This window comes from Streptomyces sp. NPDC058637, assembly GCF_042717325.1.
Taxonomy (GTDB): domain Bacteria; phylum Actinomycetota; class Actinomycetes; order Streptomycetales; family Streptomycetaceae; genus Streptomyces.
Genome location: NZ_JBHXRD010000006.1, coordinates 132,813 through 152,424, shown reverse-complemented (window position 1 = coordinate 152,424; position 19,612 = coordinate 132,813). Strand labels below are relative to the sequence as shown.

The following is a 19,612-nucleotide window of genomic DNA, read 5'->3' as shown; positions in this document are numbered from 1 at the left end:
GGAGCCCTCAGGGACCGCTGACGCCGGCGAGCTCCGCCGACTCGTACAGCTCGAACCAGATCGACTTCCCCTCCCCCTGCGGGTCCACCCCCCACGCGTCGGCCAGCATCTCCATCAGCACCAGCCCCCGGCCGCTGGACGCCATCTCGCCGGGGCGCCGCTTGTGGGGCAGCTCGTCACTGGAGTCACCCACCGCGACGCGCAGCCGCCGCTCCCCGTACACGCCGCTCACCTCCGCCACCAGCAGGGCGTCCCCGTCCGTGTGGACCAGCACGTTCGTGGCCATCTCGGACACCATCAGCACCGCCGCGTCCACCTGTTCCTCGTCGGCCCAGTCGTGCAGCAGCTCCCGCACCTGCTGCCGGCTCGCAGCGACCCGCTCGGGCTCCGCCTGAGCGATGGTCATCGCCGAACGGCGGCCCAGCGGCCTGCGGGAGGGAGGGGCCTCGCGGCGCAGGACGAGCAGCGCGATGTCGTCCTCACGGCGGTCCGCGAGCGGCCCGGTCGTGTAGTGCGAGGTGGGACCGTGCACCGCCTGGACCAGGGTGTCGGCGAGCTTCTCCAGGTCCTCCACCGGCCTCTCCAGGATCGGCCGGAGCCTGGTCCAGCCGGTGGCCATGTCGTGCCCGCCGGTCTCGATGAGCCCGTCCGTGCACAGCATGATCGTTTCACCGGGTCCGAGGACGACCCGGGTCGTCGGATAGTCGGCGTCCTTCTCGATGCCCAGAGGCAGTCCTCCGGCGGTCTGCCGGATCACCGCGGTGCCGTCGACGCTGATCACCACCGGGTCGGGGTGACCCGCGCGGGCGATGTCCAGGGTGCCGGTCTCCGGGTCGGCCTCCGCGTACAGGCAGGTGGCGAAGCGTGCCGCGCCCGGCCCGTCGCCGCCCTCGGCGAGTCCGTCCGCCCCGGTGAGACCCGACAGGAAGCGCGAGGCCCGGGAGAGCACGGCGTCGGGACGGTGCCCCTCGGAGGCGTAGGCCCGCAGGGCGATCCGCAGCTGGCCCATCAGCCCCGCGGCCCGCACGTCGTGCCCCTGGACGTCACCGATGACGAGGGCGATACGGCCGTTGGGGAGCGGGATCATGTCGTACCAGTCGCCGCCGACCTGGAGCCCGCCGCCGGTCGGGACGTACCGGGCGGCCACCGTCAGCCCCGGTACGCCGGGACCGAGGGACGGCATCATCGCCTTCTGGAGCCCCAGCGACAGCTCGCGCTCCGTCTCGGCGGCCCCGGCGCGGGTCAGGGCCTGCGCCAGCATCCGGGCCACCGTCGTCAGCACGGAACGCTCGTCCGGCGAGAAGCCCACGCTGTGCCGGAACCCGGCCATCCAGGCCCCCATGGTGCGGCCGGACGCGATCAGCGGGAGGAAGGCCCAGGAGCGCCGCCCGAAGCCGCTGGCGAGCGGCCAGGTGGCGGGGTAGCGGGTGCGGTACGCCTCGGGGGAGGGCAGATAGACCGGCTGCCCGGTCCGCACCACCTCGGCGGCCGGGTAGTCGGTGTCCAGCGGCATGTCGGTGAACGGCTTCTCGTCGCCCATGTTGTGCCCGTGGTGCCCGACGACGCTCAGCCGTTCGCCCGCGATGCCGAAGACGGCGAGGCCGTCCGGTGAGAACCCCGGCATGGAGAGCGAACCGGCGACCCGCAGCACCTCCTCGGTGGACCCGGCCTCGGCCAGCGCCCGCCCCGCGTCCAGCAGGAAGGCCTCGCGGGACCTGCGCCAGTCGCCCGTGAGCGGGGTGTACGCCGCCGAGGCCGCGGAAGGCTCGGCGACGTCCTGGAGGATGCCCACCAGCAGGTACTCATGGCGGCCGGGGGACTCGACGGAGACCGGCTTCGACCGGCTGCGCACCGTACGCAGGACCGTGCCGTCCTCGTCCACGATGCGCATTCTGGCCTCGGCCACGGTGCCCTCGGCGATCGCGTAGTTCACGACTCCGTCGATCTCGTTCCAGTCGGCCGTGTGGAAGCGGGGGCGCACGTCGTGCCCGTGACAGGTCACGGGCTCGGTGGGCAGGCCGATCAGCCTGGCCGCCTCGGCGTCGAACGTGACCATCCCTGTGGAGCTGTCCCAGCTCCACAGGCCGGTCCCGATCGCAGCCAGGATCTCCTCGGTGCGCATTGCCCCACTTTAGGAAGATGTTCTCCACCGTCGCCACCGAGGGACGGCCGCCCTACGACCGTCCGGGCCGGACCCCGGGCTCCTCCCGGCGGGTCCGGGAGCGGTCCCTCGGCGGCGATGTCAATGAAGCGGTGCGCCCACGGGCGGTAGCCTGGGGTGTCAATCCGCCCCGAACCGCGAAGACTGGATGAACGACGATGCATCGGTACAGGTCCCACACCTGCGGCGAGCTCCGCGCCTCTGACGTCGGCACCGACGTCCGGCTGAGCGGCTGGCTGCACAATCGCCGAGACCTGGGCGGCATCCTCTTCATCGATCTGCGTGACCACTACGGTCTGGTGCAGCTCGTCGCCCGCCCCGGCACCCCCGGCAACGACGCCCTGTCGAAGCTGACCAAGGAGACCGTCGTCCGGATCGACGGCAAGGTCTCGGCGCGCGGTGCGGACAACGTCAACCCCGAGCTCCCGACCGGTGACATCGAGATCGAGGTCACCGAGGTCGAGGTGCTGGGCGAGGCCGCCCCGCTGCCCTTCACGATCAACGCCGAGGACGGGGTCAACGAGGAGCGGCGTCTGGAATACCGCTTCCTGGACCTCCGCCGCGAGCGAATGCACCGCAACATCATGCTGCGCTCGTCCGTCATCGCGTCCATCCGCTCCAAGATGGTGGCCCTCGGCTTCAACGAGATGGCGACCCCGATCCTCGCCGCGACGTCCCCCGAGGGCGCCCGTGACTTCGTGGTCCCGTCCCGCCTGAACCCGGGCAAGTTCTACGCCCTTCCGCAGGCGCCGCAGCAGTTCAAGCAGCTGCTGATGATCTCCGGCTTCGACCGCTACTTCCAGATCGCGCCGTGCTTCCGCGACGAGGACGCGCGCGCCGACCGCTCGCCCGGCGAGTTCTACCAGCTCGACGTCGAGATGTCGTTCGTCGAGCAGGAGGACGTCTTCCAGCCGATCGAGAAGCTCATGACCGAGCTCTTCGAGGAGTACGGCAACGGCCGCCCGGTGACCTCGCCGTTCCCGCGCATCCCGTTCCGCGAGTCGATGCTGAAGTACGGCAACGACAAGCCGGACCTGCGTGCCCAGCTGGAGCTCGTCGACATCTCCGACATCTTCGCGGACTCGGAGTTCAAGGCGTTCGCCGGCAAGCACGTCCGCGCCCTTCCGGTGCCGGACACCGCCGGCCAGTCCCGGAAGTTCTTCGACGGCCTCGGCGCGTACGCGGTCGAGCACGGCGCCAAGGGCCTCGCCTGGGTCCGCGTCGGCGAGGACGGGACGCTGGCGGGCCCGATCGCCAAGTTCCTCACCGAGACGGACATCAAGACCCTCACCGAGCGTCTGTCCCTCGTCCCCGGCCACGCCGTGTTCTTCGGCGCGGGCGAGTTCGACGAGGTCTCCAAGATCATGTCCGTCGTCCGCGTGGAGGCCGCCAAGCGCGCCGGCCACTTCGAGGAGGGCGTCTTCCGCTTCTGCTGGATCGTCGACTTCCCGATGTACGAGAAGGACGAGGACACCGGGAAGATCGACTTCTCGCACAACCCGTTCTCCATGCCCCAGGGTGGCATGAAGGACCTGCAGGAGAAGGACCCGCTCGACATCCTGGCGTGGCAGTACGACATCGTCTGCAACGGCATCGAGCTGTCCTCCGGAGCCATCCGTAACCACGAGCCCGAGGTCATGCTGAAGGCCTTCGCGATCGCCGGTTACGAGGCGGAGACCGTCGAGAAGGAGTTCGCGGGCATGCTGCGCGCGTTCCGCCTCGGCGCCCCGCCGCACGGTGGCATCGCCCCGGGCGTCGACCGCATCGTGATGCTGCTGGCCGACGAGCCCAACATCCGGGAGACCATCGCCTTCCCGCTCAACGGCAACGCCCAGGACCTGATGATGGGCGCCCCGAGCGAGCTGGACGAGACCCGGCTGCGTGAGCTGAACATCCAGCTCCGCAAGCCCGTCGCGGCGGCGAAGGAGAAGGCCGAGGCCAAGGACTCGGTCGCACGGGACACCGGGGCCAAGTAGGTACCCCGGTTCCGCTTCGGTTCCACGTGAAACAGTCCCCGGCCGCCCGGCCGGGGACTGTTTCGTACGCCCACCGCATACGCACAGGAACGCACAGCTCGCACCCACGTCCCTGCCGGCCGGGCTGCCTGGCCTCGCTTCTCATGACAGAGAATCAGGGACCCTCGCACAAGAAGGATTCGACCCGCCGACGCGTCATCCTCGTGAGTGGTGCGGCCGTCGCCGCGGCAGGGATCGGTGCCGGGCTTGTCGCCACCGCCTCGGCCGGTGAGGAGAAGAGCACCGGCGCCGAGAAGGCCGGTCAGGGCGAGGCGTGCTACCGGCTGACCTCGGAGACCACCGGGGGCCCGTACTACATCGACGCCGACAAGATCCGGAAGGACATCACCGAGGACAAGGAGGGCATCCCCCTGACCCTCCGTCTCAAGGTGATCGACTCCGACACCTGCAAGCCGCTGAAGCGGGCCGCCGTCGACATCTGGCACTGCGACGCGCTGGGGATCTACTCCGGTTACGAGAGCATGAGCCAGGACGGCCCCGGCGGCGGGACCCCGCCGAGCGGCGCCCCCACGGACATGCCGACCGACGCGCCCACCGGCGCCCCGACCGGGACACCTCCGTCCGGCGGGCCGGGCGGAGGCGGCGGCGGGCACAGCGAGCCCACCGACGACGAGCGGTACCTCCGGGGCACACAGCTCACGGACAAGCACGGGTACGTGGAGTTCACGACGGTCTTCCCCGGCTGGTACCAGGGCCGTGCCGTGCACATCCACACCAAGGTGCACGTCGGCGGGAAGATGACCGACGCCGGGTACGAGGGCGGGCACGCCTGCCACACCGGCCAGTTCTTCTTCGCCGAGTCCGCGGTCCTGGACTCCGCGAGGATCGAGCCGTACGCGACCAGCACCACCACCCGTACGACGCCCACCGAGGACACCATCTACGACCGGAGCGGTGTCACCGGCGGGCTGCTCAAGCCGACCTACGGCAAGGGCCGCATGGCGCGCGGTGTGGTCGGCTCGATCACGATGGGCGTCGACCCGGACGAGACCGACGACGGCACCGGCCTCTAGCGACCCGCCCGGCCCGGGTGCCCCAGGCACGTACCCCCTCCGGGCCGTGAGGACCGGGCGCGCCCCCGAACGCCGCCCGCGCGTGGGCACGGCGACCTCCTCCGCCCCGCACGGCCGCGCGGCAACGATCCCGCTTCCCGGTCCGCCCGATCCGAAGGCCGGACCGGGGAAGCGGAGCGATGGGCCCGCAACCCCCACGGTTCCGGGCCCATCGTCCTGTGCACGGACAGCCGCACGGACAGCCGTGCGTACGTCCGCGGCCCGGGTGCGGGGCCCGGTACAGCCGGATGGCCCCCGCTTCCGATTCGACGCCGCGGGGCCCGGCAATGACTGGCACCGAAGGAGACCGACCGCCCGTCACCGAGGAGTTCCGCCCGTGTCCCTCCCGCGCCGCCCCCACGTCCTTCTCGTCGTCCTGTTCCTGCTGGTCATCGGCTGCTCCGCCGGTGCGGAGCAGCCCCCCGCACCCCGTGGCGCCGCCGGACCCGAGTCCTCGGCCGCGGCGTCGCCCTCCCCGGAGCCCGTACGCCCCCGGGAGATTCCCGGGCTGGGCCCGCGCGTCCGGGCGGAGATCCCGGAGACCGTCCGGCAGGCCGTCGTGGTGACCGGTGAGGGGCCCGACGCCAACCTCTCCACGGCCGTCCTCTACACCCGTGACGACCCCGCGCTCGGCTGGAGACCAGAGGCAGGTCCCTGGCCCGCCCACAACGGCATGGAGGGCTGGACGGACCACCACGTGGCGGGCGATCTCCGGTCACCCGTCGGCATCTTCGGCCTCACCGACGCGGGCGGCCGGCTGCCGGACCCCGGAGCGCTGCTCCCGTACGACGAGCAGTCGCGCTTCGCGGTGAGCGGCGAGGGCTTCCTCGGGGAGCCGCTGGAAGGGTCCTTCGACTACGTCGTCGCCATCAACTACAACCGGATCCCGGGCAGGACCCCGCTCGACCGCACCCGGCCGCTCGGCGAGGAGAGGGGCGGCGGTATCTGGATCCACGTGGACCACGGCGGCCCGACCCAGGGCTGCGTCTCGCTCCCGGAGGGGCGGATGAGGGAGCTCCTGCGCCTCCTGGACCCGGTGAAGTACCCGGTGATCGTCATGGGGGACGCCGCGGCGCTGGGCCGGTGAGCACCGTACGCGCGGGAGCCCGGGACCGATGACCGGTCCCGGGCTCCCCGCTGTGTACGGAAGGCGGCGTACGCGGGTTACGCGGGCTTCTCCTCCAGGCGCGGGAACAGCACCGCGCCCTTCGTCACCGTCGCGCCCACGGCCAGCTGACCCCAGCGGCCCGCGTCCTGCACCGGCTGGTCGGCCAGGGCGCCCAGGGACGCCTCGGCGCCCAGGGAGTCCCACAGCTTCTGCGAGGTGTCCGGCATCACGGAGTTCAGCAGGACCGCGACACCGCGCAGCGAGTCGGCCGCCGTGTACAGGATGGTCGCGAGCCGGGCCTGGCCCTCGGGCGACTCGTCCTTGGCGACCTTCCACGGCTCCTGCTCCGTGATGTAGCCGTTGACCTGCTTCACGAAGTCGAAGATCGCCAGGATGCCGCCCTGGAAGTCCAGCTCCTCGCCGATCTTCCGGTCCGCCGTGGCGACGGCCTGCGCGAGGCCCTCCTGGACCGCCCGCTCGGCGTCACCGGCTGCCGTGGCCTCCGGGAGCGCCCCGCCGAAGTACTTGCCGACCATGGCCGCGACCCGCGAGGCGAGGTTGCCGTAGTCGTTGGCGAGCTCCGAGGTGTAGCGGGCGCTGAAGTCCTCCCACGAGAACGAGCCGTCGCTGCCGTACGCGATGGCCCGCAGGAAGTACCAGCGGTACGCGTCCACGCCGAAGTGCGAGGTCAGGTCCTGCGGCTTGATGCCCGTCAGGTTCGACTTGGACATCTTCTCGCCGCCGACCATCAGCCAGCCGTTGGCGACGACCTTGCCGGGGAGCGGCAGGCCCTGCGCCATCAGCATCGCCGGCCAGATGACCGAGTGGAAGCGCAGGATGTCCTTGCCGATCAGGTGCACGTCCGCCGGGAAGGTGCCGTCGAACTTCTCCTGGTTGGCGCCGTAGCCGACCGCCGTCGCGTAGTTGAGCAGCGCGTCGATCCACACGTAGATCACGTGCTTCTGGTCCCACGGCACCGGGACGCCCCAGTCGAACGTGGAGCGCGAGATCGACAGGTCCTGCAGACCCTGCTTGACGAAGTTCACGATCTCGTTGCGCGCCGACTCGGGCTGGATGAAGCCCGGGTTGGCCGCGTAGAACTCCATGAGCTTCGGGCCGTACTCGCTCAGCTTGAAGAAGTAGTTCTCCTCCTTGAGGAGTTCCACCGGCTTCTTGTGGATCGGGCAGAGCTTCGTGCCGTCCTCGGCCTCGATCAGGTCGCCGGGGAGCTTGTACTCCTCGCAGCCCACGCAGTACGGGCCTTCGTACCCGCCCTTGTAGATCTGGTCCTTGTCGTACAGGTCCTGCACGAACTCCTGCACACGGTCGGTGTGCCGCTTCTCCGTCGTACGGATGAAGTCGTCGTTCGCGATGTTCAGGTGCTCCCAGAGGGGCTTCCAGGCCTCCTCGACGAGCTTGTCGCACCAGGCCTGGGGCGTGACGTCGTTCGCCTCGGCCGTGCGCATGATCTTCTGACCGTGCTCGTCCGTGCCGGTGAGGTACCACACCTTCTCGCCGCGCTGACGGTGCCAGCGGGTGAGCACGTCGCCTGCGACGGTCGTATAGGCGTGCCCCAGGTGAGGAGCGTCGTTGACGTAGTAGATGGGGGTCGATACGTAGAAACTCTTCACGCCGTCGCCCCCTTGCTTCTCGGATCCAGTGGCCGCCATGGTCGAAATCCTAACGGCCCGTGGGAGGTCCCCTCACATCGATAAACGCGGCCCCGTGCCCGGAGAGCTTTACGGAACATCCTTTCCCGTACCGAAGGCGCATCCTGGGAGGAGCGGGCACGCGTGCCCGAGGCAGGAGAGAACACGACGCGGGTACCGGCAGCTCCTCGCGCAGCTGGTGGGGAACCCGCTGTCCGACGCGGTGCGGTACATCGTGCCCGGCGGCCGTGTGCGGGTGTCGCCGGCGCCGGGCGGCGTCCTCGTCGTGCGGAACACCGGTCCGCCGGTGGCCGAGGCGGACATCACGGAGTTCTTCCAGCCGTTCCGGCGCGGCGAGGGGCGGGACCGGTTGGGCCAGGGCTCGGGACTCGGTCCGTCGATCGTGCGGTCCATCGCGGTGGCTCACGGCGGTACGGTCACGGCGGTGCCCGGCCCCGAGGGCGGGCTCGCCGTGACCGTACGGGTGCCGGTGGATCAGTCCCCGACGACTCCACGGGCGGCGGCCCAGGCGGACAGTCCGGTGAGCACCTCCTGGTAGAACGCCGCGTCGGGCACCTCGCGCGGGGCGGGGCCGGCGTGGAAGAACCCGGCGTTCTCCACGTCCAGCCTGCGCAGGAAGTCGAAGCCCTTCGCGTCCTCGTCGCCGAACGCGACGAACTGGAAGAACAGCGGCAGCCGTGCCGCGTCCGCCAGGGCCTGCTTGGCCGCCACCTTGGCGTCCGGCGCGCCGTCCGTCTGGAAGATCACGAGCGCCGGGCCCGAGGCCCCGGACTTCTCGTAGTGCGCGACGATCTCCTCGACGGCCCGGTGGTAGTTCGTGCGTCCCAGCCGGCCGAGGCCCGCGTGCAGCTCGTCGATCCGGCCTTCGTGGGCGGTGAGGTCGATCGCCCCGGTGCCGTCGATGTCGGTCGAGAAGAAGACGACGGGCACGGTGGCGTTCGCGTCCAGGTGCGCGGCGAGCGCCAGGGTACGGTCGCCGAGATGCTGGGCGCTGCCGTCCTTGTAGAACGGCCTCATGGACCCGGACCGGTCGAGCACCAGATACACGGTGGCCCGCAGCCCGGTCAGCCCGTGCGCCTTGAGCCCGGCCTGCGCCGCCTGGTAGGGCGCGACGAGCTCGGGCGCGGCGGCCTTGACCCGGGCGAGGGTGGTGGCGGGCTTGCCGACGGGGGCGGCGGCGGCCTCCGTGACCGGTGCCGTCTCCGGCTCGGCGGCGGGGGTCTCGACGAGGGCTTCGGCGGCGGGAGCGACGGGCTCCGCCTCCGCGGCCGGTCGGGGGGCGACGGGTGCGGCTTCGGCGACCGGTGCGGCCTTCGGCTCGGTCTCAGGTTCGGCGGCGACGGACTCCGGCGTGGCCTCCGGCGTGGCCTCCGGCTCGGTGGCGACCGGTGCGGTCTCCGCGACCGGTGCGGCCTCCGATTCCGCTGCCGGAGCAGCTTCGGCGACGGGCTCGGGGGCAGCTTCGGCGACGGGCTCCTCGGCGACGGCCTCCGGCTCGGTGGCGGCCTCCGGCGTGGTCTCCGCGGCCTTCGGCGCCTCGGCCGCGGGGGCGGTGTCCGGCTCGGACACCGTCTCCTCGGCCGCTGCCGTCTCGACGGGCTCGGCAGCGGTCTCCGAGACCACGGGAGCGGCTGCCTCCGCGACGGCCTCGGGCTCCTCCGCCGTGATCGGCTCGGCAGAGGGCTTCGCCTCCGCCTCCGCGACGGGCTCGACGGCCGCGACCGGCTCGGCGGGTACCTGGACCGGCTCCGGCTCCGGGTCCATGTCGATCGTGATCGGTGACGCGTCGGCGGCCGGCTCGGCCGCGACGTCCGCCGCCTCCTCCTTGGCCCCCTTCGCGTCCGGGTCCGGCCCCTGTGCGGGAACCGTCGGCGTGGGCGCGGAGGTCGAGGTGGACGCAGATGTGGCGGCCGCCTTGTCGAAGGCAGCCGCCACCAGGTCCGACGCCGGTCCGTCCTCACGTCCGGTGGTGGTGGCCGTGGCGGACCGGGCCGAAGAGGAGGAGGCCGGGGCCGGTACCGAGGCCTTCGCGGGCTCGGCCGCCGAAGTGGTGGTCTTCGGCTCCGGCTCCGTGGGCTGGGTGCGCTCGGCCTGGGGCGGGACGGTGGCCGTGGTCGGCTCGTCCTGCTCCGTCCGGCCGAACACCTTGCGCAGCAAGCTCCGAATGCCCATGGGCGAGGCCTTTCGCATGAGGTGGGTGCGATAAATGTCCGTACTGCGGGAATTGATCCCTGGCCAGGGCGGATACGTAAGGTTAGCGGCCGGATCCGGCCGTTCGGCGGTGCGGCCCGCCCCTGCGTCAACCGAGCTCCAACCGAGTTCCATCCGAGTCCCGCGCGAGCGCCCGAACGGGGCCGAGGGGGCAGCGGTGTCCGGGACTTCACCCCCTGTTCACCGGCAGTCCGACGGGCCGCGTGAATGCGCACCTACCGTCACGCAGGACACACAGACGGAGGGACGACAACGTGCGCAATCTGCTGCCGCTCATCAGCTCGCACCCGGGCGGGCGCTCTGCGCTGACCTGCCGCTACCGCTGCGGAGACGCCTGCTTCCACGAGGTACCCAACACCAGCGACAACGAGTACGCCGGCGACATCATCGCCGGTGCCCTGTCACGCCGGTCGATGATGCGCGCCGCGGCGGTGGTCACGGTCGCCGCCGCAGCCGGTACCGCTGCTCTCACCGGCCCCGGCACCTCGCAGGCCGAGGCCGCGCCGCTCGCCGGCCACCCCGGCAAGAAGCCGAAGCCCACTCCTTCGGGCGCACGCGGTCTGCGTTTCACGCCTGTGGCGCCGAACAAGGACGACAAGGTCACCGTGCCCGACGGGTACGGCCAGAACGTCGTGATCCGCTGGGGCGAACCGATTCTGCGCGGTGCCCCCGCGTTCGACGCGGACAAGCAGTCCGCGAAGGCGCAGGCGGGCCAGTTCGGTTACAACAACGACTTCCTCTCCCTGCTCCCGCTGCGTGGTGAGCACGGCCGGCAGGTGCTGGTCGCCAACCACGAGTACACGGACGAGATCCTGATGTTCCGTGGATACGATCCGGCCAATCCGACCCGTGAGCAGGTCGAGATCGCCTGGGCCGCGCACGGACTCTCCGTGGTCGTGGTCCAGGAGGAGAACCGCACCGGCAAGCTCGGCCCGGTCAACCGTCATCCGCTGAACCGACGCCTCACCGCCACCAGCGAGTTCCAGGTCACCGGCCCGGCCGCGGGCAGCCCCCTGCTCCGCACCTCCGCCGACCGCACCGGCCGCAAGGTGCTCGGCACCCTGAACAACTGCGCGGGCGGCACGACCCCGTGGGGCACCACGCTGCACGGCGAGGAGAACTTCAACCAGTACTTCGCCAACGGCTCCAGCGTCACCGACAAGCGCTACGGCATCGGAACGGCCGCCACGGAGCGCAAGTGGGAGCGTTTCGACAAGCGTTTCGACCTGGCGCAGGAGCCCAACGAGGCGCACCGCTTCGGCTGGGTCGTCGAACTCGACCCGTACGACCCCGAGTCCACGCCCCGCAAGCGCACCGCGCTCGGCCGCTTCAAGCACGAGGCGGCGGAGCCCCGGCTGACCGCCGACGGGCGCCCGGTCGTCTACATGGGCGACGACGAGCGGTTCGACTACCTGTACAAGTTCGTCTCCAGCAAGCAGATGAAGAAGGGCAACTCGCGGGCCGCTCGCGAGCACAACCTCACGCTGCTGGACGAGGGCACGCTGTACGTCGCCAAGCTGACCGGCGACTCCCCGGCCGAGGAGTTCGACGGCTCGGGCAAGCTCCCCTCCGACGGTGAGTTCGACGGCAGCGGTGTCTGGATCCCGCTCGCCACGGGCACCACCTCGCACGTGCCCGGCATGACCGCCGACGAGGTGTACGTCTTCACGCGCCTCGCCGGTGACAAGGTCGGCGCCACGAAGATGGACCGCCCCGAGGACGTCGAACCGTCGCCGCGCACCGGCCGGGTCTACGTCGCCCTCACCAACAACACCGACCGTGGCAAGGCGGGCAAGCCCGGCGCCGACGAGGCCAACCCCCGCAACGCCAACAAGCACGGGCAGATCCTGGAGCTCGCGGAGAACTGGGACGACGCGGCGGGCGACGGTTTCGCCTGGCGGCTGTTCCTCGTCGCGGGGGACCCGAACGACCCGGCGACGTACTTCGCCGGATTCCCCAAGGAGAAGGTCAGCCCCATCTCCTGCCCGGACAACGTGGCCTTCGACGACCACGGCAACCTGTGGATCTCCACGGACGGCGCCCAGCTCGGTTCGCACGACGGCCTGTTCGGAGTCGCGACGCAGGGCGAACGGCGGGGCGAGCTCAAGCAGTTCCTGACCGTGCCGTCCGGTGCGGAGACCTGCGGTCCGGTGATCCAGGACCGCAGGGTCCTGGTGGCCGTGCAGCACCCCGGTGAGATCGACGGTGCGTCGGTCGAGAAGCCGGCGAGCACCTGGCCCGACGGACCGGGCAAGATCGTCCGCCCGTCCGTCGTCGCCGTCTGGCGCAAGGACGGCAGCGACATCGGCGTTTGATCCGGAACCCCGGAGCCCTGGAACCCCGGAGCCCTGGAGCCCCGGAGCCCTGATGTCCCGGGCGCCCGGAGATGTCCGACCTCGGGCCCGCACCCTTCGGTGCGGGCCCGAGGCGTGCGGTCCACCGGGTGGGTCCACCGGGGACGGCCCGGGGACGGCCCGGGGACGAGCGTGAAAGTCGTACCCGCCCGGGCGCCTCACCGGACTACAGTCGGGTGCATGGTTTCCGGAGAGGCGCCGCAGGCTGAGGGAAGCGTCCGGGTCGATGTCTGGATCTGGTCGGTCCGGCTGACCAAGACCCGGTCACAGGCGGCTGCCGCCTGCCGGGCAGGACATGTGCGGGTCAACGGCGAGCGGGCCAAGCCCGCCCAGGCCCTGCGCACCGGCGACGAGGTGCGGCTCAGGCACGAGAGCCGGGACCGGATCGTGGTCGTCTCGCAGATCGTGAAGAAGCGCGTCGGGCCGCCGGTCGCGGTGGAGTGCTTCGTCGACAACAGCCCGCCCCCGCCGCCCCGCGAGGCCGCGCTCCAGGTGCCGGTCCGCGACCGCGGCACCGGCCGCCCGACCAAGCGGGACCGCCGCGAGATGGAACGGCTCCAGAGCAAGGGCCCGGACCTCCCCTGAGGCAACCCACTCCGGAAGCGACCCTCCCCTGAGGTGACCCGGCCGGCGCGGGTCCCTCAGCTCTCGTAGCCCTCCACCTCGTCGGCGGGCCGGACCTTCGCCGACGCCGGGTCCTCGCCGAATTCGCTGAGCGCGCGCCGCTGCCGCAACAGGTCCCAGCACTGGTCGAGCTGGACCTCCACCTCCCGGAGCCGGGACCGCTCCTCGGCGGAGAGGCCCAGGTCCGCGGTCGAGCGGGCGCGCAGGGCGCGCTCCTCGGAGACCAGTCCGTCGATGTTCTCGAAGATGTCCTGCTCACCCATGGCGTTCCCTGCTCCCGGTCTCAGATGACGAAGACGGTCTTGCCGCGCGCCCCGCCCGCACGGTTCTGGGCGAGTGCCTGCGGGGCCTTCTCCAGCGGGAGCTCGGTGTCGACGGGTACGCCGAGCTCCCCTCGCGCGGCCCCCGCCGCCAGCGCGTCCAGCAGTTCGCCGGTCGGTGCGAGGCGGAAGTCGACCCAGGCGACACCGGCCGGGGCGGCGACCCCACGGGTGGTGACGGCGACGCCCCCGTCCCGCACCAGGGCGGTGTGCGCGGCGAATTCTGCGGGGTCGGTGGAGACAAGGTCGACGAGCGCGTCCACGCCCTCCGGATACAGCCCCGCCACCGCCGATTCCAGCGCGCCCGGGTCGAAGGCCGTGTCCACGGTGACCGCGGCGCCGAGCGCCCCCATCCGCCGCTTCTCGTCGCCCCGCACCGCCGCGACGACCCCGATGGAACGGGCCGCCGCGAGCTGGGTCAGGAAGCTTCCGACCCCGCCCGCGGCACCGATGACGAGCAGGCTCCGGCCGCCGCGGACCGCCGTGCTGCCCAGGATCTGTGCCGCGGTCGTCCCCGCGGACGGGAGCGCCGCCGCGGTCCTGAGCGGCAGATCGCCGGGAACCAGGGCGATCGGGGAGTCCTGCGCTACGCACACGTATTCGCTGTAGGTGCCGCAGCGTCCCACCGGTGGTGCCGTCACCCGGCCGAACACGGGGTCGCCGACGCGGAAGCGGTTGTCGCCGCTGCCGATCATGTCCACCCGGCCCGCGAAGTCGGTTCCGACGATCAGCGGGAAGGTGTGCGGGGCCGCGCCGTCCAGGGCGCCGTCCGCGGTCTGCCAGTCGAGCGGGTTGAGGGAGGCGAATTCGACCTTCACCCGGACCTCGCCCGCGGCCGGATCGGGTTTCGGCACCTCGACGAGACAGGGCTCCGCACAGAACACGCTGACAGCGATGGCTCGCATACGGCAGGCCTCTCAGTCGCCCCCTGCTCTCACGCATCCCACTGTCGCCCGGCCCACGCGCCCGCGCATGTCGGGCTCACGCTCCGTGCAGGGCCAGCGAGACGAGCAGCGCGCGGTGGTCGGTCCCGCGCAGATCGAGGAAGCGGGCGGACCGTACGGAGAAGTCGTCGCTGACCAGGACGTGGTCGATCTGGGTGCGCAGGGGAGTGGTGCGGTCGGCGGGCCAGGAGTGTGTACGGGACAGCCCGGCGATCCGGGCGCTGTCGTGGAGCGCGCCCGCGTCGAGCACGGCACGGAAGGCGGCGTGGTCCTGGGACGCGTTGAAGTCGCCCGCGAGCAGGACGGGCCGCCCCTTCGCCCCGGCCGCGAAGTCCCGGATCCGGCCGAGTTCCGCCCGCCAGCCGTCGACCCTGCCGGGCACCGGCGGCAGCGGGTGGGCGAGCTGCAGCCGGATGTCCTTCCCGGCGACGGTGGCCACCGCACCCGGCATCGCCATCACCCCGGCGACGGGCTCCGCGGGACGCAGCGGATGCCGGCTGAGCAGGGCCGACCCGAGCGAACCGTCGAGCCGGACGACCTCGCGGTACGGATACGAGGCCCGCGGGATCCGGGCGTCCAGGGCGGCCGCGCAGAGCAGATCGCACTCCTGCACGAAGACGATGTCGGGCCGTTCGCGCCGGACGGTCGCGATCAGCGCGTCGGTGGCGTCGCCGAACTCCACATTGGAGGTGAGGACGCGCAGCTCGGCCAGGACCGGCCCGTGCGCGCCCGTCGTGGCGGGGCCGTACGGCCGGCAGAACCAGCCGGTGGCCGCGAGCACCACGACCGCCCACACCATGCCCGTACGCCACCGGGCCGGACCCGCGAGCAGGAGGGCCGCCGCACCGGGGAGAAGGAGCCAGGGCAGGAAGGCGAGGGCCTGCGGGAAGGGGGTGGGGCCGTCGGCGTCCAGGGCGCGGAAGCCGAGGACCGACGTGACGCCGGCCAGCAGGACCGCGGCGCCCCACCGGGCCGCTCCGCGCGGCCGGACACCGGCTCCCCCGGGCGTCGCCACGCCGCTGATCACCGCCACGGGCCGCTCCCCCTCCTGCAGCCGACAGCCGACAGCCGACAGCCGACCGTCAACCCCTGCTGACTACCGCCTACCGCCCCATGGTCCTCCGTGCCGTCAGGATCCGTCCCGCGATCCCGCCGATCAGCAGGATCGCTCCCACCAGGAGCACGATCCACACCGTCGTCCGCAGCGAGGCGGTCAGCGCGTCGTACACCGCCGCGGCCCCGTCCCGGTCGCTGCCCGACACCTGGTCCAGCACTCGCGAGCGGCCCACCGCGACCAGGGTCCGCAGCACGATCGCGCCGAGCACGAGCCCGCCCCCGGCCGCCGCGGCGGCCCCGAGACCGGCCCTCGCGCCGCCCCGTACGAGCGCGAGGCCCAGCACCAGGACGAGGAGCACCACCGTGCCGACGGCCGGCCAGACACCGCAGTACCGCAGCCACCTGAGCGAACCCCGCAGTTCCTCCGCACGATCGGCGGTGAGCACGGTGATCGAGGTGTCCTGGACCGGGATCAGGTCGGCGAAGGGCACACCGTCGCTGACCAGGTCCTGTTTGGCCTCCTTGATCACCGGGGTCAGTTCGATGGTCACGGCCTGTCCGCCGTCGTCGTGCAGGGCGTCGGTCACGGCCTCGTGCGCCGCCCGGTTCGCGGAGTCCCAGGCCCGCTGGAAGCCCTCGGTGGTGGTGAACGACCGCGCGGCCTCACGCACGAACTGCGCGACGGTCTCCTGGAGCGGGCCGACGTCGATGTTCCTCATCGCCTCGTCGGTGATCACCGAGGCGACGGTGTCCTGCACGTCGGGGTCGGAGGCCAGCGGCGAGACGGCCGCGAGATAGCGGTCGGCGTCGTCGAGCTCGAGGTCGACCCAGGCGGAGAGCGCGCCCACCGGCACCAGCACGGTGAGCAGCACGATCAGTACCGCCTGGAGAGCCGCTGAGAGAGAGGTCCGCACAGCCCCAGACAATCCCGTACTGCGGGGCGGCGCCCCGGACCGTACTCCATTCGAGTTGCCGCGCGGCGCGGCCGGGTGTGCTCTGGAGGAACGGACCGATGCACGGGGGCGAGGGAAGGAGCTGTCCGACATGGCCACACACGCGACGATGCCGGTGCGCCGGCGGAGCGGCCGGACCCGCACACCGGCACGGCAGGGACACGGCACGACGGCGTGGGCGCTGCCTCTCGCACTGGGCGTGATCCTCGGCTTCTGGGCCTTCTTCATCAGCCGGGACGGAGGCGCCACCACCGGCGGGCAGATCTGGCTCGGCGTCGTCTCCGGGGTGGTCTTCGCCGCCCTCTGCTTCCTGCTGGGCCGAACGCAACGCGCCCTGCCGCGTGAACTGCGGGCGGCGGCCTACGGCGCGCTGGCCGGGGGCGCGGTCGGCTACCTGCACAGCCTGAACGGAAACAGCGTGCTGATGTCGAGCGTGATCGGCCTGGCGGTCGGTGCGGGGACACTCGTCTGCGCGTTCTACGTCTTCTACACGCACGAGGACTGAGCGCGGCAACCATGGGCACCGAACGTGCCGTGCGGACCGAGGAGGTGGTGCAGGTCCTCGGTGGCAACCGTGCGACGGCACGCCGTCGACCTCGCCGTGCCGACCGGAACCGTCTACGGGGTCCCCGGCCCCAACGGCGCCGGCAGGACCACCACCGTACGGATGCCGGCACCGGCCATGGACATGCGACGAGAGATCAACGGAGTCTCCGTGTCCGAGCCTTGGGCCGTCACCGGCTGAGGGATGAAGACCAGAGGCCTATGGGCGCCCACGGGATCCGGAAAATGAGGGGGGCTCAGTCGTGGACGACGGTGACCGGGCAGGTGGCGTGCTGGGTGACATGGAGGCTGACCGAGCCGAGCAGGGTCGCCTTGAAGCCGCTGTAGCCACGCGCGCCGACGACCAGCAGGTTCGCGCCCCTGGAGCGCTCCAGCAGGGTCTGGGCGGGATTGCCGATCACGACGATCCTCTCGACCGATGCCGCGCCCTCGGCGCCGAGGGCCTCCTCCAGCGCCTCGTCGAGGGCCACGGTCGCCACCGCCTGCGGGTCGAAGTCCTCCGGCATGCCCGGCATCATGGACGCCCAGCTGGTCGCGGGGTACTCCCAGCTGTTGACCGCCTCGACGGTGTCCCCGGTCAGCTCGGCCTGGCGTACGGCCCAGCGCAGCGCCTTGATCGACGCGTCCGATCCGTCGACGCCCACGACGATCCTGCCCATGTCTGCCTCCAGGTCTACGAACATTCACCGCATACAGGTAGTAACTGTAGTCAAGACGGGCATCGGGGGCCGCATGGGTGGCCCCCGATGGCGCGGTCAGCCGATCCGCAGATCCGCGAGCTGCTGGGCGAACGGCACGACCGCGTCCTCACCGTCGTCGAGCGTGAGCGCCCGGGTCGCCCCGGAGGCGGTCCGCCCCGTGACGGCGGAGGCGAGCTCGCCGCCCGCGCGCCGGATCCGGGACGGGAGCCCTTCGGTGTACTCGTCGCCGGACGAGCCCCAGTCCTCCGACGCCGCGTACACGGAGGTCGGCAGGACGACCGCCCGCAGGTAGGCGAAGAGCGGACGCATGGCGTGCTCCAGGACCAGCGAGTGCCGGGACGTGCCGCCGGTCGCCGCGATGACGACGGGCTTGCCGGTCAGGGCGGTGTTGTCGACCAGGTCGAAGAACGACTTGAACAAGCCGCTGTACGAGGCCGTGAAGACGGGCGACACGGCGATCAGCCCGTCCGCCCCGGTCACGGCGTCGATCGCTTCCTTCAGGGCGGCCGGCGGGAAGCCGGTGACCAGGTGCTTCGCGATGTCGACGGCCAGGTCGCGCAGCTCGACGACCCGCACCTCGACCCGGCGGTCCTGGTCGGCGGTCAGCCGCTCGCGGGTGGCCTCCGCGAGCCGGTCGGCCAGCAGCCGGGTGGACGAGGGGCTGCTGAGACCGGCCGCGACGGCCACGATCTTCAGGGGGGTGGTGGCGAACACGGTCCTCAGACCTCCTTCGGGTCGGCCGCGGCACGGGCGGCGGTGACCGCGGGGTGGACGGGGGCGTCCGGCACACCGGCCGGGCGCAGGGCGGCGAACTCCCTGCGCAGCACGGGGACGACCTCCTCGCCGAGGATGTCCAGCTGCTCCAGGACCGTCTTGAGCGGCAGTCCCGCGTGGTCCATCAGGAAGAGCTGGCGCTGGTAGTCGCCGACGGCGTCCCGGAAGGACAGCGTCCGCTCGATGACCTCCTGCGGGGAGCCGACCGTCAGCGGGGTCTCCCGGGTGAAGTCCTCCAGGGAGGGGCCGTGACCGTAGACCGGGGCGTTGTCGAAGTACGGACGGAACTCCCGTACCGCGTCCTGGGAGTTCTTCCGCATGAACACCTGGCCGCCGAGGCCGACGATGGCCTGCTCGGCCGTGCCGTGGCCGTAGTGGGCGTAGCGGCGACGGTAGAGCGCGACCATCTTCCGGGTGTGCTCCATGGGCCAGAAGATGTTGTTGTGGAAGAAGCCGTCGCCGTAGTACGCGGCCTGCTCGGCGATCTCCGGGGAGCGGATGGAGCCGTGCCAGACGAACGGCGGGACGCCGTCCAGCGGGCGCGGGGTCGCGGTGAAGGACTGCAGCGGCGTGCGGAACTTCCCCTCCCAGTCCACGACGTCCTCGCGCCACAGCTTGTGCAGCAGGGCGTAGTTCTCGACCGCGAGCGGGATGCCCTCACGGATGTCCTTGCCGAACCACGGGTAGACGGGCCCGGTGTTGCCGCGGCCCATCATCAGGTCGACACGGCCGTCCGCGAGGTGCTGCAGCGTGGCGTAGTCCTCGGCGATCTTCACCGGGTCGTTGGTGGTGATCAGGGTGGTGGACGTGGAGAGGATCAGCTTCTCGGTGCGGGCGGCGATGTAGCCGAGCGTGGTCGTCGGCGACGACGGGACGAACGGCGGGTTGTGGTGCTCGCCGGTCGCGAAGACGTCCAGGCCCACCTCCTCGGCCTTGAGCGCGATCGCGAGCGTCGCCTTGATCCGCTCGTTCTCGCTCGGCGTCGTACCCGTCGTGGGGTCGGTGGTGACGTCCCCGACCGTGAAGATCCCGAACTGCATGGCGCCCGCCTCCTGAAGTGAGAATGGTTGAACGTTGAACTATG

16 protein-coding genes and 2 pseudogenes are annotated in these 19,612 nt (G+C 71.6%); 8 read left to right on the top strand and 10 right to left on the bottom strand.

Translation table 11 applies throughout. The features are described from left to right. Positions 1-7: 7 nt before the first annotated feature. Complete coding sequence (locus tag ACFWVP_RS08095) at positions 8-2,122, bottom strand: SpoIIE family protein phosphatase (RefSeq protein ID WP_384494569.1); 2,115 nt, start codon at positions 2,120-2,122, stop codon at positions 8-10. Between the two features lie 197 nt (positions 2,123-2,319). Here ACFWVP_RS08095 and aspS point away from each other — a divergent pair, with 197 nt between their 5' ends. The 3 genes from aspS to ACFWVP_RS08080 all read left to right on the top strand — a co-directional run bounded on the left by aspS (position 2,320) and on the right by ACFWVP_RS08080 (position 6,336). Next, positions 2,320-4,137 carry an aspartate--tRNA ligase gene (gene aspS, locus ACFWVP_RS08090; protein ID WP_384494567.1) on the top strand — a complete coding sequence of 606 codons (1,818 nt, stop codon included), beginning with the start codon at positions 2,320-2,322 and terminating at the stop codon, positions 4,135-4,137. Positions 4,138-4,280: 143 nt separating this feature from the next. Beyond that, positions 4,281-5,210, top strand: a complete 930-nt coding sequence (locus ACFWVP_RS08085; protein WP_384494566.1) for an intradiol ring-cleavage dioxygenase — start codon at positions 4,281-4,283, stop codon at positions 5,208-5,210. A gap of 376 nt (positions 5,211-5,586) precedes the next feature. After that, positions 5,587-6,336, top strand: a complete 750-nt coding sequence (locus ACFWVP_RS08080) for a hypothetical protein (RefSeq protein ID WP_384494564.1) — start codon at positions 5,587-5,589, stop codon at positions 6,334-6,336. A 77-nt stretch (positions 6,337-6,413) separates the two neighbouring features. Here ACFWVP_RS08080 and metG read toward each other — a convergent pair whose 3' ends face one another. Then, complete coding sequence (gene metG, locus ACFWVP_RS08075) at positions 6,414-8,027, bottom strand: methionine--tRNA ligase (RefSeq protein ID WP_384494563.1); 1,614 nt, start codon at positions 8,025-8,027, stop codon at positions 6,414-6,416. A 148-nt stretch (positions 8,028-8,175) separates the two neighbouring features. Between metG and ACFWVP_RS08070 the strand changes: the two are divergent. Beyond that, positions 8,176-8,565: pseudogene (locus ACFWVP_RS08070) on the top strand (sensor histidine kinase); the annotation flags it as partial. Here ACFWVP_RS08070 and ACFWVP_RS08065 read toward each other — a convergent pair. Next, complete coding sequence (locus ACFWVP_RS08065) at positions 8,502-10,199, bottom strand: VWA domain-containing protein (RefSeq protein WP_384494561.1); 1,698 nt, start codon at positions 10,197-10,199, stop codon at positions 8,502-8,504. The pseudogene ACFWVP_RS08070 and the gene ACFWVP_RS08065 sit on opposite strands and share 64 nt — an antisense overlap. A gap of 293 nt (positions 10,200-10,492) precedes the next feature. On the opposite strand from ACFWVP_RS08065, the gene ACFWVP_RS08060 reads away from it, so the two are divergent. Next, the gene (locus tag ACFWVP_RS08060; RefSeq protein WP_384494559.1) at positions 10,493-12,553 is read left to right on the top strand and encodes a PhoX family protein; all 2,061 of its coding nucleotides are present in this window, start codon (positions 10,493-10,495) and stop codon (positions 12,551-12,553) included. Between the two features lie 219 nt (positions 12,554-12,772). Beyond that, positions 12,773-13,177 (top strand): RNA-binding S4 domain-containing protein, encoded by a 405-nt coding sequence (locus tag ACFWVP_RS08055; RefSeq protein ID WP_384494557.1) that lies wholly within the window; start codon positions 12,773-12,775, stop codon positions 13,175-13,177. Positions 13,178-13,233: 56 nt separating this feature from the next. Here the strand turns inward: ACFWVP_RS08055 and ACFWVP_RS08050 are convergent, their stop codons facing one another. The 4 genes from ACFWVP_RS08050 to ACFWVP_RS08035 all read right to left on the bottom strand — a co-directional run bounded on the left by ACFWVP_RS08050 (position 13,234) and on the right by ACFWVP_RS08035 (position 16,450). Beyond that, complete coding sequence (locus tag ACFWVP_RS08050) at positions 13,234-13,479, bottom strand: DUF2630 family protein (RefSeq protein ID WP_384494555.1); 246 nt, start codon at positions 13,477-13,479, stop codon at positions 13,234-13,236. Between the two features lie 20 nt (positions 13,480-13,499). Next, positions 13,500-14,441 carry an NADP-dependent oxidoreductase gene (locus tag ACFWVP_RS08045; RefSeq protein WP_384494553.1) on the bottom strand — a complete coding sequence of 314 codons (942 nt, stop codon included), beginning with the start codon at positions 14,439-14,441 and terminating at the stop codon, positions 13,500-13,502. 76 nt (positions 14,442-14,517) lie between these two features. After that, the gene (locus ACFWVP_RS08040) at positions 14,518-15,513 is read right to left on the bottom strand and encodes an endonuclease/exonuclease/phosphatase family protein (RefSeq protein ID WP_384494551.1); all 996 of its coding nucleotides are present in this window, start codon (positions 15,511-15,513) and stop codon (positions 14,518-14,520) included. 70 nt (positions 15,514-15,583) lie between these two features. Then, positions 15,584-16,450 (bottom strand): hypothetical protein, encoded by an 867-nt coding sequence (locus tag ACFWVP_RS08035; RefSeq protein WP_384494549.1) that lies wholly within the window; start codon positions 16,448-16,450, stop codon positions 15,584-15,586. Positions 16,451-16,580: 130 nt separating this feature from the next. Here ACFWVP_RS08035 and ACFWVP_RS08030 point away from each other — a divergent pair, with 130 nt between their 5' ends. Both ACFWVP_RS08030 and ACFWVP_RS08025 read left to right on the top strand, forming a co-directional pair. After that, positions 16,581-16,994 (top strand): hypothetical protein, encoded by a 414-nt coding sequence (locus ACFWVP_RS08030; protein WP_384494548.1) that lies wholly within the window; start codon positions 16,581-16,583, stop codon positions 16,992-16,994. An 11-nt stretch (positions 16,995-17,005) separates the two neighbouring features. After that, positions 17,006-17,165 (top strand): annotated as a pseudogene (locus ACFWVP_RS08025) (daunorubicin/doxorubicin resistance ABC transporter ATP-binding protein DrrA); the annotation flags it as partial. A gap of 124 nt (positions 17,166-17,289) precedes the next feature. Here the strand turns inward: ACFWVP_RS08025 and ACFWVP_RS08020 are convergent. From ACFWVP_RS08020 to ACFWVP_RS08010, 3 genes are all read right to left on the bottom strand, one after another. Next, positions 17,290-17,712 (bottom strand): universal stress protein, encoded by a 423-nt coding sequence (locus ACFWVP_RS08020; protein ID WP_384494546.1) that lies wholly within the window; start codon positions 17,710-17,712, stop codon positions 17,290-17,292. 96 nt (positions 17,713-17,808) lie between these two features. Further along, positions 17,809-18,468, bottom strand: coding sequence for an FMN reductase (locus ACFWVP_RS08015; protein WP_384494544.1), 660 nt, complete (start codon positions 18,466-18,468; stop codon positions 17,809-17,811). Between the two features lie 5 nt (positions 18,469-18,473). Next, on the bottom strand, positions 18,474-19,568 hold the full coding sequence (locus ACFWVP_RS08010; protein WP_384494542.1) for an LLM class flavin-dependent oxidoreductase: 1,095 nt from the start codon (positions 19,566-19,568) through the stop codon (positions 18,474-18,476). Between the last annotated feature and the right edge of the window lie 44 nt (positions 19,569-19,612).